This is a genomic window from Clostridium neonatale (assembly GCF_001458595.1).
GTDB lineage: Bacteria > Bacillota > Clostridia > Clostridiales > Clostridiaceae > Clostridium > Clostridium neonatale.
This window is the reverse complement of the sequence record NZ_LN890328.1, coordinates 1,190,477-1,208,344: the sequence shown is the minus strand read 5'-3', so window position 1 is coordinate 1,208,344 and position 17,868 is coordinate 1,190,477. Positions and strand designations below refer to the sequence as shown.

At 28.1% G+C, this 17,868-nt stretch carries 16 protein-coding genes; all 16 read left to right on the top strand.

Going from position 1 to position 17,868, the window contains the following annotated elements:
* The first annotated feature begins 8 nt into the window (after positions 1 to 8).
* The 16 genes from BN2920_RS12535 to BN2920_RS12460 all read left to right on the top strand — a co-directional run bounded on the left by BN2920_RS12535 (position 9) and on the right by BN2920_RS12460 (position 17,867).
* Positions 9 to 218, top strand: a complete 210-nt coding sequence (locus BN2920_RS12535) for a zinc ribbon domain-containing protein (protein ID WP_058295342.1) — start codon at positions 9 to 11, stop codon at positions 216 to 218.
* Between the two features lie 248 nt (positions 219 to 466).
* Complete coding sequence (queC, locus tag BN2920_RS12530; RefSeq protein ID WP_058295341.1) at positions 467 to 1,126, top strand: 7-cyano-7-deazaguanine synthase QueC; 660 nt, start codon at positions 467 to 469, stop codon at positions 1,124 to 1,126.
* Positions 1,127 to 1,413: 287 nt separating this feature from the next.
* Positions 1,414 to 2,343 (top strand): DMT family transporter, encoded by a 930-nt coding sequence (locus tag BN2920_RS12525; RefSeq protein WP_058295340.1) that lies wholly within the window; start codon positions 1,414 to 1,416, stop codon positions 2,341 to 2,343.
* A gap of 158 nt (positions 2,344 to 2,501) precedes the next feature.
* Complete coding sequence (locus BN2920_RS12520; RefSeq protein WP_058295339.1) at positions 2,502 to 2,702, top strand: PspC domain-containing protein; 201 nt, start codon at positions 2,502 to 2,504, stop codon at positions 2,700 to 2,702.
* Positions 2,703 to 3,024: 322 nt separating this feature from the next.
* Complete coding sequence (locus BN2920_RS12515; protein ID WP_058295338.1) at positions 3,025 to 4,236, top strand: CobW family GTP-binding protein; 1,212 nt, start codon at positions 3,025 to 3,027, stop codon at positions 4,234 to 4,236.
* Between the two features lie 24 nt (positions 4,237 to 4,260).
* The gene (locus tag BN2920_RS12510) at positions 4,261 to 5,199 is read left to right on the top strand and encodes a TIGR03943 family putative permease subunit (protein ID WP_058295337.1); all 939 of its coding nucleotides are present in this window, start codon (positions 4,261 to 4,263) and stop codon (positions 5,197 to 5,199) included.
* Between the two features lie 243 nt (positions 5,200 to 5,442).
* A complete protein-coding gene (locus BN2920_RS12505) occupies positions 5,443 to 7,980 on the top strand; it encodes a PEP/pyruvate-binding domain-containing protein (protein WP_058295336.1) in 2,538 nt (845 codons plus the stop codon).
* 184 nt (positions 7,981 to 8,164) lie between these two features.
* Entirely contained in the window at positions 8,165 to 8,416 is a 252-nt protein-coding gene (locus tag BN2920_RS12500; RefSeq protein ID WP_058295335.1) for a hypothetical protein, read from the top strand.
* A gap of 13 nt (positions 8,417 to 8,429) precedes the next feature.
* Positions 8,430 to 8,945 carry a hypothetical protein gene (locus BN2920_RS12495; RefSeq protein ID WP_058295334.1) on the top strand — a complete coding sequence of 172 codons (516 nt, stop codon included), beginning with the start codon at positions 8,430 to 8,432 and terminating at the stop codon, positions 8,943 to 8,945.
* A 29-nt stretch (positions 8,946 to 8,974) separates the two neighbouring features.
* The gene (gene trpB, locus BN2920_RS12490) at positions 8,975 to 10,192 is read left to right on the top strand and encodes a tryptophan synthase subunit beta (protein ID WP_058295333.1); all 1,218 of its coding nucleotides are present in this window, start codon (positions 8,975 to 8,977) and stop codon (positions 10,190 to 10,192) included.
* 457 nt (positions 10,193 to 10,649) lie between these two features.
* The gene (locus BN2920_RS12485) at positions 10,650 to 10,955 is read left to right on the top strand and encodes an STAS domain-containing protein (RefSeq protein ID WP_058295332.1); all 306 of its coding nucleotides are present in this window, start codon (positions 10,650 to 10,652) and stop codon (positions 10,953 to 10,955) included.
* Positions 10,956 to 11,008: 53 nt separating this feature from the next.
* Positions 11,009 to 13,117: a glycogen debranching protein GlgX gene (gene glgX, locus BN2920_RS12480; RefSeq protein WP_058295331.1), complete on the top strand. Its 2,109-nt coding sequence runs from the start codon at positions 11,009 to 11,011 to the stop codon at positions 13,115 to 13,117.
* A gap of 74 nt (positions 13,118 to 13,191) precedes the next feature.
* Positions 13,192 to 13,611 (top strand): ATP-binding protein, encoded by a 420-nt coding sequence (locus BN2920_RS12475; RefSeq protein WP_058295330.1) that lies wholly within the window; start codon positions 13,192 to 13,194, stop codon positions 13,609 to 13,611.
* Between the two features lie 57 nt (positions 13,612 to 13,668).
* Positions 13,669 to 15,657 carry a PP2C family protein-serine/threonine phosphatase gene (locus BN2920_RS12470; protein ID WP_058295329.1) on the top strand — a complete coding sequence of 663 codons (1,989 nt, stop codon included), beginning with the start codon at positions 13,669 to 13,671 and terminating at the stop codon, positions 15,655 to 15,657.
* A 265-nt stretch (positions 15,658 to 15,922) separates the two neighbouring features.
* Positions 15,923 to 16,876: an ABC transporter permease gene (locus BN2920_RS12465; protein WP_058295328.1), complete on the top strand. Its 954-nt coding sequence runs from the start codon at positions 15,923 to 15,925 to the stop codon at positions 16,874 to 16,876.
* A gap of 76 nt (positions 16,877 to 16,952) precedes the next feature.
* Entirely contained in the window at positions 16,953 to 17,867 is a 915-nt protein-coding gene (locus BN2920_RS12460) for an iron chelate uptake ABC transporter family permease subunit (protein WP_058296913.1), read from the top strand.
* Position 17,868 lies beyond the last annotated feature (1 nt).

Genomic DNA, 17,868 nt, shown 5'->3' with positions numbered 1-17,868 from the left:
AATTAAATATGGAAAATAGAAAATATATTTGCCCAAAATGTGGATGTGACAGATATGAAACTGATCAGTTCCAAGCAACTGGAGGTAATTTTGCTAAAATATTTGATATACAAAACAAAAAATTTATCACAGTTACCTGCAGTCATTGCGGATATACTGAATTATATAAGAGCCAAACCAGTGATGGATGGAATATATTAGACTTCTTTACTAATTAATGATATTATTAATTTAAAAATATAATAATGGACAGTTCATTAAGACCATCCTGTCCTTAAACAAAACTAGGCTATTAATTTTATGAGATTTGCTGCCATGTTTGATTATGGCATAAAATATATTTAGACTATAGATGGTTATTTTAAAGGATTTATAAACAGTCTTTTAAAATAACCTTTTTGTTTTGGAGATTTTGAATGTGTATGGGAACTGTTTATACTATTCTATTAATTTATGGAGGATGAAAATGAATAAAAAAGCAGTAGTAGTATTTAGCGGAGGACAAGACTCAACAACATGCTTATTTTGGGCTTTAAAGAATTTTGATGAGGTTATAGCAGTAACTTTCAACTACAATCAAAGACATAAGCTGGAAATAGAATGTGCTAAAAATATAGCAAAAGAATTAAATGTGGAGCATCATGTATTGGATATGGAACTTTTAAATCAATTAGCACCTAATGCACTTACAAGAAATGATATAGAAATAACTAAAGGAGAAGATGGTGAATTACCTTCAACATTTGTAGAAGGCAGAAACTTATTGTTTTTAAGTTTTGCAGGAGTTTTGGCTAAGGTTAAAGGTGCTAAACATATAATTACTGGAGTATGTGAAACAGATTTTAGTGGATATCCTGATTGCAGAGATGTATTTATAAAATCTTTAAATGTCACTTTAAATTTAGCAATGAATTATGACTTTGTAATACATACACCACTAATGTGGATTGATAAGGCAGAAACATGGAAAATGGCGGATGAATTTGGAAAGCTTGATTTTATAAGAAAAAAAACACTTACATGCTATAATGGAATAATAGGCGATGGATGCGGTGAATGTCCATCATGTATATTAAGGAAAAATGGACTTAATAAGTATCTAAAGTCTAAAGATGCTTTTAAATAGAAAGTTCATCTTTATGTTATTTAACATTATTGTTAGTTATATATGAGGAATTAATATATATTGAATGATTTCATAAAAAAATGAGAGTATAGATATAAATGTAAACAAAATTACTATAAAGAATTTTTAATTTTATAAATAATATGGTATAATAAGTAGTATTGATATGAATTTTAAAAAAGGTGTAAAACTGTAATATAGTTTTTACACTTTTTATTTTAAAAGCAAATAAGCGTTAGCTGAAAAATATAAGCTAAGCAATTTAAACAGAAAGCAGGGGCATACAAATGAAAGAAAGCAAATTAAAAGGAAATTCAATGTTAATTTTAACAGCACTTATATGGGGGACAGCCTTTGTAGCGCAAAGTGTTGGAATGGACTTTGTTGGTCCATTTACATTCTTGGCTGCAAGAAGCATAATAGGAGGAATTGTTCTTATTCCTTGTATTTTTTTATTGAATAAGATTGGCTCAAAAGACAAGAAAATAGAAAAGAAGGAAAACAAAAAGGATTTAATAGTTGGAGGTGTATTGTGTGGTATAGTTCTATGTGTAGCAAGTTCACTTCAACAGGTAGGAATAATTTATACATCAGTTGGTAAAGCAGGTTTTATAACAGCACTTTATATAGTTATAGTTCCAATACTTGGATTATTTTTAAAGAAAAAAGTGCAGTCTAATGTTTGGCTAAGCGTTGTAATTTCCATGGTTGGATTATATTTATTGTGTGTTAAAGAAAACTTAGGCATAAACAAAGGAGATTTTCTTATGTTTTTATCTGCTTTTGTATTCTCAATACATATACTTGTTATTGATCATTTTTCACCTATTGTAGATGGTGTTAAAATGTCATGCATACAGTTTTTTGTTTGTGGAATTATAGCATTTATACCAGCAGTAATCTTTGAAAATCCAGAACTTAAGAATATTCTTGCTGCGTATACGCCAATATTGTATTCAGGAATAATGTCATGTGGAGTTGCATATACTCTTCAAATAGTTGGACAAAAATATACTGATCCAGTTTTAGCTTCATTAATTTTAAGCTTAGAATCAGTTTTTGCTGCACTTTCAGGATGGCTTATTTTAAAAGAAGTTTTTTCAGGAAAAGAACTTATAGGATGTATTTTAGTATTTTCAGCAATAATAATGGCACAATTACCTAGTAAATCAAGCTCCATAAATAATGAAGTGCCTATAGAAAATAGTGAAGTTTAATATTATTTAAACAAATATTAAGAATTTAGTATTTTCTTATTTTTAGCTTATTATTGGTGTAATTTAATATGTTTTTACATATTTTATGATAAAATAAATATAGATTGAAGAGATAAATAATTTATATTTATTTTAATTGAATTTGGAAGGGGATACAGATGGAAAACAAGAAGTTATATAAGGCTGAAAGAAATAAGAAAATATGTGGAGTATGTGGGGGAATAGGAGAATATTTAAATGTTGATCCAACAGTGATTAGATTATTATGGGTTATTTCATTTTTCTTTTTTGGAACTGGACTTTTGGTTTACATTATTTGTGCATTTATAATGCCAAATAGAAGTGAAATAGGAATGTAATTATAATAAATTTAGAAAAAACATATGATATTGACAGTTTTAAAACTTAAGAGTAATATAAAATTATTGATCCGCTAAGTAATAATGACTTAGTGGATTTTATTGTAATAAAGTCAATAAATTTATAAGCTGTAATGGCTATAATAAAAATAAATAAACTTGTCTATATGCACCAAATGATTTAAAACTTATTTATTGACAATATTAATAGTAGGGAGTAGTATTAGATGAGAAAAGATAAATGCGAATGACTCTCAAATAAATAATCAAATAGTGATATTGGATTTAATATAAATTTATATATAAAAGGAAGGGTTTTTAGATGACAAAGATAGATATTATTTCAGGATTTCTTGGAGCAGGAAAAACAACTTTAATAAAAAAATTAATACAAGAAGCATTACAAGGTGAAAAGTTAATGCTTATTGAAAATGAATTTGGTGAAATAGGAATAGATGGAGGATTTTTAAATAATTCAGGTGTTGAAATAACAGAAATGAATTCGGGATGCATATGTTGTTCTTTAGTTGGAGATTTTGGAACAGCACTTAAGGAAGCACTTGAAAAATATGCACCAGAACGTATAATAATAGAACCATCAGGAGTTGGTAAATTATCTGATGTAATTAAGGCAGTTAAAGATGTTCAAGGTGAAGTTAAAATTAATTTAAATAGCGCAAGTGCAGTAGTTGATGCTATGAAGTGTAAAATGTACATGGAAAACTTTGGTGAATTTTTTAATAACCAAGTTGAAAGTGCTAACACTATTATTTTAAGTCGTTCACAAAAATTATCTGAAGAAAAACTTCAAAGTGTTGTTAAAGCATTAAGAGAACATAATAAAGATGCAGCAATAATTACTACTAACTGGGATGAAATAGATGGAAAACAAATTTTAGAAGCTATGGAAGAAGGAAATTCATTAGAAAAAGAACTTTTAGAAGCTGAAAAAGAACATCATCACCATCATCATGATCATGAACACGATAAGGAATGTGGGTGTGGACACCACCATCATGACCATGAACATGATGAAGAATGTGGATGTGGACACCACCATCATGACCATGAGCACGATAAAGAATGTGGATGTGGACACCATCATCATGACCATGAACATGATGAAGAATGTGGATGCGGACATCATCATCATGACCATGAGCATAATGATGAATGTGGATGCAGTCATCACCATCATGATCACGAACATGGAGAAGGATGTGGATGCGGACATGATCATGGGCACCACCATGCAGATGATGTATTTACAAGCTGGGGGGCAGAAACTCCTAAAAAGTATTCTAAAGAAGAATTAGATACTATTTTAAAAACTTTATCTGGAACAAAAGAATATGGAATCATATTACGTGCAAAAGGAATAATACCTTCAACTGATGGAACATGGATTAACTTTGATTTAGTTCCAGGTGAATATGAAGTGCGTGAAGGAAAACCAGATTATACAGGTAAATTATGTGTAATAGGAACAAATATTGATAAGAAAAAAATAGAAGAATTATTTAATATAGCTTAAGATAAGTAAGAGAGGTAGAATGTGATGATAGATGTGCCAGTTTTCTTAGTTACAGGTTTTTTAGAAAGTGGTAAAACAACTTTTATTAAAGAAATATTTAATGATCCAGACTTTACAGAAGGTGAAAAAATCGCAGTAATTGCCTGTGAAAGTGGAATAGAAGAATATGAAAAAGAAGTTCTAAATAAAAATAATGCAGTTTTAATACAAATTAAAAATAAAGAAGAGCTTACATCAGAATTTTTGAACCAATGTAAAGTTCAGTATAAACCTACAAAAGTCATAATTGAATATAATGGTATGTGGCAGTTTGACCTTATTGAAAATTTAGATTTTCCAAAAGGATGGGAACTTGTACAAATAATGACTACTATAGATGCTACAACATTCGATGCCTATATGAGTAACATGAAATCTTTAATGATAGAGCAATTTAAAGATTCAGATTTAATTGTAGTTAATCGTTGCAAAGAAAATACAAATAAATTAGCTGTTAGGAATAGTATAAAAGCTGTTAGTGGAAAAGCAAACATAGTTTTTGAACTTGAAAATGGTGAAATTGATGATACACCTTTAGAACTTCCATTTGACATAAATGCACCTATAATAGAATTTGAAGATTATGATTATGGAGTATGGTATTTAGATGCAATTGAAACACCAGAAAAGTATGATGGAAAACATATAAAGGTGAAAGGCCTTGCTTATACTCATGATCAATATCCAAAAAATGTTTTTGCTTTTGGAAGAAGAGCTATGACATGCTGTGCAGATGATATATCTTTCTTAGGATTACTATGTCAATCTGGAAAGCCAGTAGATTTTGAAGGGCAAAAATGGATTGAACTTGAAGGTGTAATTCATAAGCAATATGTAAAAGAAGAACAAAGAGAAATTCCATTCTTAATGGTAAAAAGTTATAAAGAAATAGAGAAAATAGAAAATGATTTAGTTTATTTTTAAAATTTAGTTAAAAAGATAAAACGCAAAATTATTAAACTTTTAATAATTTTGCGTTTTTTTATATTTTATAAATTAATATTTCATATGTGTATTATGGAAATAATATATAAATCTTAGTGAAGCATGATATAATTTATTAAAGGGCTATACTTTGAAATTTTAGATAATAATCTTGATAAGTGATTGATACTTAAATACATACACGTTATGTTATCGATTTCTATTGATAGGGGATGAGATTATATGAATGCAGTAAGCACAGGAATTAATGGATTAGATCAAGTTATAGATAAGTTAAGATTAGGAGATAATGTAGTATGGCAGGTTGATTCTTTAGACGATTACAGAAAAATTGTAAATCCTTATATAGAACAGGCAGTAAAAGATAACAGAAGGATAATTTATATACGTTTTGGGACTCATGAGCCCATAATTTTAGAAAATTCTAATGTTATATTAATCAATGTTGAAGCAGAAAAAGGTTTTGAATATTTTGCAAGCACAATACATTCAATAATTGAAGGTGAAGGAAAAAGAGCATTTTATGTATTTGACTGTTTAACAGATCTTCTTAAGTATTGGTATTCTGACTTAATGATAGGAAATTTCTTTAAAGTAACATGTCCATTTTTATATGAGTTAGAAACAATAGCGTATTTTGCACTTATACGCGATTCCCATACAAATGATACAATTTCAAGAATAAGAGAAACAACTCAAGTTCTTCTTGACTTATATAATATTGATGGGACTTACTATGTTCATCCATTAAAGGTTTATGAAAGATATTCATCTAACATGTTTTTGCCTCATCTAATTACAAGAAAAGAAGCCTTGTGTATTTCAGCAAGCTTTGATGCTTCGTTGATTTTTTCAAGATTCAATTTAAATTCAAATAAACTTGATTATTGGGATGTAACATTTAATGATGCTTATACAAAATTAAGTGGATCTAATGAGGCACAAGAAAAAGCTAAAGAGCTTCTTATAAAACTTTTGATTGGAAGAGAATCTAAAATGTATGACTTATGTAAAAAATATTTTACGTTAAGAGATCTTCTAAATATAAAAGGTCGTGAAATAGGAACTGGAATGATAGGTGGAAAATCTGTTGGAATGCTTCTTGCAAGAAAAATATTAGAAAGTGACAAAAATAAAAGATTTAAATCTATAATGGAAATACATGATTCTTTTTATCTAGGAACAGATGTATTTTATACATATATCGTTCAAAATGGATGTTGGTCTCTTAGAACAAAACAAAAGACAGAAGAAGGATATTATAAATATGCACCTAAGCTTAAGGAAAAGCTTTTAAATGGAACTTTTTCAAATGAAATGAAAACACAATTTATGAACGTATTGGAATACTTTGGACAATCTCCTATAATAGTTCGTTCAAGTTCACTTCTTGAAGATAACTTTGGTAATGCATTTGCAGGTAAATATGATAGTGTATTTTGTACAAACCAAGGAACTCCAGAGGAGCGTTATAATGCATTTGAAGAAGCAGTTAAGATTGTATATGCAAGCACAATGAATGAAGATGCACTTAATTACCGTAAGAATAGAGGACTTGTAGATAAGGATGAACAAATGGCACTTTTAATTCAAAGGGTATCAGGCGACAAGTATGGGAATTACTTCTTTCCTCACCTTGCTGGAGTAGGAAATTCATCTAATCTTTATGTATGGGATAAGAATATTGACATGAATGCAGGAATGCTAAGACTTGTTGTAGGCCTCGGAACACGAGCAGTAGATAGAATTGAAGGTGATTATCCAAGAATAGTATGTTTAGATGATCCTAAACGAGTTCCGTTAATTTCTTATGGAGATGAAAAAAAGTTTTCTCAGCACTATATGGATTGTATCAATATAGAAAAAAATTCATTTTGTAAACTTACTATTGATTATGGAATGTCAGAGGATCTTAGAACAAGCAAGGACTTATTTGCACAAATGGATTATGAAACTTCAAAAAGAAAACGAGAACTAAATTTAAAAGGTGATGCATATATAATTAATTTTAAGAATTTATTCAATGAAACAAATTTGGCAGAAAAAATGAAAGAAATATTAGAGTTATTACGTGATACTTATGATTATCCTGTTGATATAGAATTCACTGCAAATTTTAAAAATGATAAAATCTACAAAATAAATATACTTCAATGTAGACCACTTCAAACTAGAGGTCTTGGAAAACTTGTAGATATCCCAAAAGAAAGTGAAGAAATAAAATGTCTTTTTAAGACACACGGTAATTTTATGGGAGGAAATGTACATTATAAAGTTGATTATATAGTTCATATAAAAGCAAAAGAATACTTAAATTTAAATGAACAAGAAAGATTCAAAATAGCTAGAAAAGTTGGAGAGCTAAATTCTGTGTTAAAAGATAGGAATGCAATATTAATAGGCCCTGGAAGATGGGGCACTACGATAACTTCACTCGGAGTACCAGTTCATTTTACTGAGCTTTGTAATATGCTTGGCATATTTGAAGTTGCCTATAAAAGTGAAAATTTGATGCCAGAGCTTTCATATGGAAGTCATTTCTTTCAGGATTTAGTCGAATCAGGAATATTTTATGGTGCTATTTTTAATGGAGATGATAATGTGAAATTCAATGAAGATTTAATATTAGAGTCTGAAAATATAATTGGTGAATTAATAGAATGTGACTATGCTAATGTTATTCATGTAATAAAAGCAGAAAATATAGAGCTATTTTCTGATACAGTTTCACAAACAATGATATGTTTAAAGATAAAATAATGAATTCTCCTTAAATTAAAAAAATCTGGTAAAGATAAGTTATTTTAAAAACTTTAAATTTCTAAACTTCAGAGTTTATACCTAATTTTAAGTATAAACTCTTTTTTAAAGTAAAATTAAGGCTAAAATAATATACATATGATATAATAAAGATATGTTTTATTAGCTAAGAGGAGATGAAAATATGAATAATTATATAATTGATGGAATAATTAACAGTAAAACTAAGAAGCCAGATTTAGAAAGCAGTAATAGATTAGGAAAAAGAGTAGGAATAGATAAAAATACAATTTTAAAAGATGAATCTCTTACAATGAAAAATATAGATGAAGAAGTCTATATAAAGACAAGTCCCGTTGTAAATTATTTTTTTGATAATGATGATATTTATGTTGAGACAAGAAACAGAATATACAAACTAGTTGCAACAGATTAATTATGAGGTGCATATGTTAGAAAGTTCAATCTTTAAAATTTTATTAGTAGTAATTGTAGCAGTTATTGCAATTGGACTTTTAAAAAGGGCTATTAAAGGTGCTGTTATAATAATAAGTATCTTTATTTTAATTTTATTTGGATATAATTTTATAATATTAAATCAAAGTCCTGCAAAAACAGCTGAGAATTTAAAAAATGATGCTGTTTACATAAAGTCTATTTCTGAGCAGACAATTAATGTTCAAAAGGATTTAAAGAACATGGTATCCATTCTCTCAGAAAACGATGTGAGTGCAGAAAATGATTTAATATATTACATAGATGATTTGAAAAATATAAAGGATGAAGTAAATAATCTAGAACACTCAAAGAGTCTTAATAAACTAAATGAAAGTTATTGTAATAAGCTAAATAATATAATCTCAGTGTCAGAAAACATAGATGACAATATGAAAGCAATAGACAAATTAAATAGCTTATCCTCTTCCATAAAGGAAGTTAGTGATAAAATAAAAGATATTAAATAACAAAAATCTTTATTATAAGGGGGATATATATGGATTTTAAAAGGTATTTAAAAGATTATCCAGATCAAAATGGAAGATTTGGTGAATATGGAGGTGCGTATTTAAGTGATGAACTCATTCCAGCTTTTGAGGAAATTGCAGATGCATATCAAACAATATGCCATTCATCACAATTCATTAATGAACTTAGAAGAATACGTAAGGAATTTCAGGGAAGACCAACACCAGTTTATCATTGTGAAAAATTATCTAGAGAAATTGGCAGCTGTCAAATATATCTAAAAAGAGAAGATCTAAATCATACAGGTGCACATAAGCTAAATCACTGTATGGGTGAAGGGTTACTTGCTAAATATATGGGGAAAAAACGTTTGATTGCAGAAACAGGTGCAGGACAGCATGGAGTTGCTTTAGCTACAGCTGCTGCATTTTTTGGACTCGAATGTGAAATACATATGGGTGAAGTTGATATTGCAAAGCAGGCACCTAATGTTACAAGAATGAAAATACTTGGCGCAAAGGTAGTACCAGTATCACATGGATTAAAAACATTAAAAGAAGCAGTAGACTCTGCATTTGAATCCTATGCTAAAAATTATAAAGATTCTATTTACTGCATTGGATCAGCTCTTGGGCCTCATCCATTTCCACTTATGGTAAGAGATTTCCAATCAGTAGTAGGATACGAAGCAAAGGAGCAATTTAAAGAAATGACAGGATTGTTACCTGATGTCGTAACAGCATGTGTTGGTGGTGGAAGTAATGCAGCTGGAATGTTTATACCTTTTTTAGATGAACCAGTAGATATTATCGGGGTTGAACCTTTAGGCAGAGGAGAAAAACTTGGAGATCATGCAGCATCAATGAAATTTGGAAAAAAAGGAATTATGCATGGTTTTGAAAGTATAATGCTAAAAGATAAAGATGGAGAACCAGCACCAGTATATTCAATTGCAAGTGGACTTGATTATCCATCAGTTGGACCTGAGCATGCATTTTTAAGAGATGTTGGAAGAGTTAACTATAACGTAATAAGTGATGAAGAAGCAATGGAAGCGTTCTTTAAGTTATCAAGATATGAAGGAATTATACCTGCTATTGAAAGTTCACATGCAGTAGCATATGCAATGAAAAAAGCAAAAGAAATGAAACAGGGATCTATATTAGTATGCTTAAGTGGACGTGGAGATAAAGACATTGATTACGTAGTAGAAAATTACGGATATGGTGATCAATACTTCAAATAAAGTATAGACTAAGTTTAGTGAGAAATAATCGAAATAAAGGTTTCAAATTCTGCTAGCTTTGCAGGAGAAATAAGCTAAGAATTCAAACATAAATGATTGTGCCCAAAACCGTTTGCTCCAATATAAAATTGGACAAACAATTTTGGAACAATCATTGATGTAAGAATTCTAAAGCTCATTTTTCTGATGCGAGATTTAAGCAGAACATGAGACCTTTATTTCTTTGTTTTATCTAAATACATATTTTAATGATAAACTTTCAAATATAAATGATCAGTGAAAGAGGATTTCGCATCACAAAATCTAAAAAAATAATTAGTAGAAGTTTTGAAAGAGCTTTAAATTAAATTAATCATTGAAAATTAATTATTATGGAGTTGGTATTATAAAGAAAATTAGTAGAAATTTGTGATATAATTGTTATATAAATCCTTGTAATAAAAAGGAAGTGAAATTAATGAATGTAAATATTAAAGATATGGAAGACAAAAAGTATATACAATTAATAGGGAATTTAGATGGTAATTCAAGTAATGATGTAACTGAACAAGTTTTAGATATATTAAATGAAAGTAATAATATAGTAATAGATATGGGAAAATGTCCGTATGTATCAAGCGCAGGTCTAAGAAGTTTACTTACTATTGGTAAAACTATAAAATTGAAAAGTGGACATATGAACATAATTAATTTAAGCGAAGATGTTAAAGAGGTTATGGAGATAACAGGATTCAGCGGAATATTTAAAGGTTTTGAGGATTAATAAATATATTACTTTTTATAAAATAAATTAATAAGTATAATGGGAGGTTATTGATGATAAGAGTTGATAGTTATCCTACACATGAACATGATGGAATTAAATATAGAATAGGAAAAGTTCTTCCTTATGGGGCATCTATTGTGCCAAATGGAGTTAATTTTTCTATATTTTCAAAATATGCCATATCATGCGATCTGGTTCTTTATAAAAAAAGAGAAAAAAAGCCATATGCAATAATACCATTTCCAAAGGAATTTAGAATTGGTGATGTTTTTTCTATGATAGTATTTAATATAGATTATGAGAATGTTGAATATGGATATAGAATGGATGGAAAGTTTTCACCAAGAGAAGGGTTTTGGTTTAATAAGGAAAAGACACTTTTAGATCCATATGCAAAATCAGTATCAGGAAGAAATATATGGGGAGAAGATCCTGACTTTGAAAATGAATTTCAACATAGAGGAAGAATAATTTATGACGACTTTGATTGGGAAGGAGATATTCCTCTTGAAATACCAATGGAAGATCTCATAATATACGAAACACATGTACGAAGTTTTACAAAGCATAGTTCAAGCAAAGCTAAATATGGAGGAACATTTGCAGCAATCGCTGATAAAATACCATACTTAAAGGAGCTTGGAGTCAACTGCATAGAGTTTCTACCTATTTTTGAATTTGATGAATTTGAAAATTCAAAAATAATAGATGGAAATAGATTATATAATTATTGGGGATATAGTACTGTTAATTTTTTTGCACCAAAGGCTGGATATGCAGCTACAGGAAAGTATGGAATGGAAGTTGATGAGCTTAAGAATCTAATAAAGAGACTTCACAGAAATGGAATTGAAGTAATACTTGATGTTGTATTTAATCATACAGCAGAAGGTAATGAAAGAGGTCCATATATATCATATAGAGGAATTGATAATAAAACATACTATCTTTTAACACCTAATGGAGAATATTATAATTTTAGCGGATGTGGAAATACATTAAATTGCAATAATGTTATAGTTAGAAATTCTATATTAGACTGTTTAAGATATTGGGTGTCTGAATATCATATTGATGGATTTAGATTTGATTTAGCATCAATATTATCTAGAGATGAAGATGGTGAGCCTATGACAAATCCACCACTACTTGAAACACTTGCACATGATGCAATTTTATCTAAGTGCAAGCTTATTGCAGAAGCATGGGATGCAGGCGGACTTTACCAGGTAGGAAATTTTCCTTCATGGGGAAGATGGGCAGAATGGAATGGAAAGTACAGGGATACCATAAGAAGATTCATTAAAGGTGATTCAAATATTACAAGTGAATTTATGGAAAGAATTCTTGGATCAAAAGATTTATACGATAATAGATCATCAAATGCATCAGTAAACTTTATAACTTGTCATGATGGTTTTACTCTTTATGATTTAGTTTCATATAATGAAAAACATAATATGGCAAATGGGGAAAATAACACTGATGGAACAAATGACAATAATAGTTGGAATTGTGGGTGTGAAGGTGAAACTACAGATGTTTCTATAGTAGAACTTAGAAAAAAACAAATAAAAAATGCAATAACCATTTTGCTTATAAGTAGGGGGATTCCAATGATTCTTTCAGGAGATGAATTTTGTAACTCTCAATTTGGAAATAACAATGCCTATTGTCAAGATAATGAAATATCATGGCTAAATTGGGACATGCTAGAGAAAAACAATGATATTTATAATTATTTTAAAAATATTATAAAGTTTAGAAAATTACATCCTGTATTAAAAAATTCTTCCTACGATATTGACATAAATAAAACTGGATATCCAGAAGTTTCCTGGCATAGCGAAACTCCTTGGAATACTGATAATATATACAATTCATTGCATCTTGCTGTTATGTTTGTTGAAGACAAATATAAATATAATGTTAAAGAAGATACTTATATATATATAGCTATTAATATGCATTGGGAAATGCATAAGTTCAGTTTACCGATTATTCCAGCAAATAAAAAGTGGTATAAATTTTGTGACACTTCTTGTAAATATGGAGAAGATATATATGAAGAAAATAAATATATATTAATCGAAAATCAAAATGAAATTTATGTAAATCCTAGAAGCATAATTATACTCACTGGAAAAAGTAAACAATAAATATTGAAAAGTTTTATCTTAAGAAATTTTGAATTATAAATTAAGTTTATTTAAATATGGTGAAGGTGATTATTATGGATTGGTTAAGAAAAGAAGCTAATATATGTAATTTAAACATAATGATAGACTTTATAATTGAAAACTTAAGAAAAGATGTTAAGGTTACAAAACATGTAGATATGGAGATAAGGCTTGTTTGTGAAGAAGCCTTAATGAACATTATTAATTATGCATATCCAAAAGGGCATGGAGAAATGATTGCAGGTTATGAATATGATAAGGAAAATAATTGTCTTACTTTAAAGGTTTGTGACTATGGAATTGAATTTAATCCGATTAAGGAAAATAATCCTGATATTACAAGCGATATTATGGAACGAAGCATTGGAGGACTTGGAATATTTTTGTTGAAAAAAATATCAGATATCATTGAATATGAACGAAGAGAAAATATGAATGTATTAACTATCAAAAAACATTATCAATCACTTTAGTGATAATAAATAAATTTGAATAAAATACAGTACGTTTTAAAAAGGAGTGAAAACTTTTTGACGGAAATTTTTTCTATAATAAAGAGAAAAGATGAAAGAAATAAAATACTAATAAGCGGAATAATAATTTTCATAATATCATTAATAAGCGAGCTTATAAGTTTACGTATATCTAATATGCTGATGATAAGACCTGAAAAAGCATTGTTTCCTGTATTAGGATTATATTTAGGACCAAGTGGAGCACTTGGAGTAGCAATTGGAAGTTTAATAATAGATGTATCAATTTGTAAGTATTCTTTATCAATTGCTATGGTTAACTTTTGCTTAAACTTTTTTTATTCATATGCTCCATATAAACTTTGGTATACATTTAATATAAAAGATAAATGTGAAATACCCAATTTAAATAATATTAGATCTATATTAAAATATATTTTTATTATTTTTATTAATTATCTTTCAGTAAGTCTTATTTCTGAATTATCATTAAGTATACTGCTAGGACAAAATATTAATATTGAGATTATGATTTTAAGATTTTTGAATAATTATAATTTTCAAGTAATACTTGAAATGTTAATTTTGATAATATTATCTACTACTGATATAAAACCACATATACCAAGGTCAAAAACTAACATATTAAAAAATGTGAATTATGAATATATAGTATATTTAATGGCTCTATTATCTGTTATCCTTATTTTAATATCTAATAATAATTTTATAGAGAATAAAATATTAATCATTTTAGGACTGGCATTTATATATGTACTATTATTTATCTTTATTTGTATGCCTATAGTTAATAAAGTAAATACTGTTGAAATATCTAAAATTAGAGGAGTTTTTTCTATTAAAGGAAAGATAACTGTTGGACTTTTAACGTTTGGCATTGTATTCATAGTTATTCTTTGTATAGTAGCTTATGTGTCAATTGAAGCAGCTTTAGGCTTTAATACTAATATCAATATTACTGAACATTTAGTAGTTAAATATAAAAAAATTTATTTAACCATCTGCATATTTGGATATTTAGTATTTGGGTTAACATTATTAGCTTTAAGATATGTTGAAAGTAAGATAATAATTCCTATACAGATTTTATTTAATTCAGTAGAAGAATTTGGAAGAAATAAACATTATGATAAGAAAAAACAAGAAGAAATAAAAGAAGAATTTGCTTTAATAAAAACAGGAGATGAAATCGAAGAACTAGCAATAGCCTTTGAAAAAATGATGAGTCAAATTCAAAGTTATGTCAAAAATTTATCTACAGTAACAGAAAAGATTCAAAAAGAAAGTACAGAATTATCCGTGGCAAAGAATATACAGTCAGCAATACTTCCAAAAGCATTTGAAGCTTTTCCAGAGAGAAAGGATTTTAATATTGTAGCAAGAATGAATCCAGCAAAAGAAATAGGAGGAGATTTTTATGATTTTTTCCTCATAGATGAAGATAAACTTGCTTTTGTAATAGCAGATGTATCAGGAAAAGGAGTACCAGCAGCACTTTTTATGATGATATCTAAAACTATAATTAAAAACTTACTAAAATCTTCTTCTGATATTGAGGATGTAGTTGAAAAAGTTAATAATGAGTTAAGTGAAAATAATGATACATTTATGTTTGTAACATCATTTTTAGGCATTGTAGACCTCAAAACAGGAATCATGACATATGTTAATGCTGGACATAACCCACCATTAATTAAAAGAAACAATGATAAATTTAATTATATGAATGTAAAAAATAATTGCATTCTTGCAATTATGCCACAAGCTAAGTTTGAAAAGCAGGAGTTACAATTAGAAGAAGGAGATATTTTGTTTGCGTATACAGACGGAGTTACTGAAGCAATGGATATTAATGGCGACTTGTATGGTGCTGGGAAGCTAAGGGATGTTCTTAATGAAAAGTGTACTCAAAGTAAAGATATATATGAAATAATACCATTAATAGAAGAAAGCATTGATGAATATTGTATAGGTGAAGATCAAACTGATGATGTAACAATACTAATTTTCCAATATATTGGATAAAATGAGAATTATAAAAAATCCACATATAAAATAGATTTTTACAATTAATCTGTTTTATGTGTGGATTTTTAACATAATAAGGATGGATTATGCTCATAAAGCTATATTTTTTATATTTTTAAGATAAAAATAGTTGACATTGAGATACAATATCAGTAATATAGATACAAGAGAGAACCGTTATCAATTAGATAAATTATCAGATGATTTATAGTTTTTTTAGGAAGGGGTATTATTCAAAATTAGAATTTTGAATTGAAAACATATGAAGAAAAAAATTTTGATTTTAACTTTAATAGTACTTTCATTTATATCACTTTTCATAGGTGTTCATGACTTAAGTATTACAGATATATTTTCAATGACTAAAGAAAAATTTGATGTATTACTTATAAGCAGAATACCTAGACTTATAAGCATATTAGTTGCGGGAGTTGGGATGAGTATAAGTGGAGTTATAATGCAGCAAATAAGCAATAATAAATTTGTATCTCCAACAACTGCAGCAACTATAGATTCAGCGCAGCTTGGTGTGATTTTTGCTATGATGATGTTTTCTTCGGCTACAGTCATGCAAAAAATGATTACAGCATTTATTTTTGCGCTTATAGGAACGTTTTTATTTATGAAAATACTTAAAAACATAAAGATGAAAAGTGTAATATTTATACCTCTTGTTGGGATAATGCTCGGTAATGTTATAGGATCACTTACAGAATTTATTGCTTATAAATATGATTTAGTACAAAATATGGGATCATTTTTTCAAGGGAAATTCTCAATGATTTTAAAAGGAAATTATGAGCTATTATATTTAACTATTCCACTATTAATAATTGCGTTTTTGTATGCAAATAAGTTTACTATTATAGGAATGGGTGAAGACATATCAAAGAATCTTGGATTAGATTATAATAAGGTATGCAATGTTGGAATGATGATAGTAGCTTTAATTACAGCACTTGTAGTAATAACTGTAGGAAGTATTCCTTTTATAGGCCTTATAGTACCTAATATAGTATCTATTTATAAGGGAGACAACCTAAGTAAAAACATAGGAATAACAGCATTATTTGGTGCAAACTTTATACTTGTTTGCGATATTTTAAGCAGAATTGTTATTTATCCATATGAAGTATCAATAAGTCTTACAGTAGGGGTAATAGGAAGTATAATATTCCTTTATCTTATATTCAGGAGGAATGGAAATGCAGCTTAGCAGTAAAATTTCGATAAAAAGCAATGTAAAGAAAAAAGTAAAAATAGATGATAAAACAAAAATTTATATATTATCTATGATTGCAGTAGTTTTTATAATGTTGTTTATTTTTAGCGGACTCAATGCGAGAAATTATGCATATAACTTGTCAAAAAGAATACCAAAGATAATTGCAATATGTGTTACAGGAGGTGCAATAGCATTTTCATCAATTATATTTCAAACTATTACAAATAACAGAATCTTAACTCCAAGTATACTTGGCTTGGATTCAATATATACATTTGGCCAAACTTTATGTGTCTATTTATTTGGAATAGAAAGTATTATGATGACTAATAAAAATGTAAACTTCTTTGTATCTGTTTTAATAATGCTTTTGGGAACGTTATTATTATATAAATTTGTTTTTAAAAAAGGCGGCAATGTTTTTGTGTTATTGTTAGTTGGTACAGTCATTGGAACCTTATTTAGAAGCATGAGTTCTTTCATGCAGGTACTTATAGATCCAAACGATTTTATAGCGCTTCAAAGCAAAATGTATGCAAGCTTTACTAACATAAATACAGATATTTTGATAATTGCTTTAGTATTAATATGTGGAATCTTTATATTTACATATAAAGATATAAAAAAACTTGATGTAATGAATTTAGGCCGTGAAATAGCAATAAATCTTGGAATAAATCATGATAAATTAAGTAAAAAATTACTTCTAGTTGTGGCAGTGCTTGTTTCGATTTCAACTGCTTTAGTTGGACCAATAACTTTTCTAGGACTTCTTGTAGTAAATTTATCATATCAATTTTTTAAAACATATAAGCATAGCTATCTTATAACAGGAAGTGTTTTGATAAGTATAATAGCTCTTGTTGGCGGACAGTTCATAGTAGAAAGAATACTAAACTTTAGTACAACAGTAAGTATAATAATCAACTTTATAGGTGGGTTATACTTTATATACCTTTTATTAAAGGAGGCAAAGTCTTAAA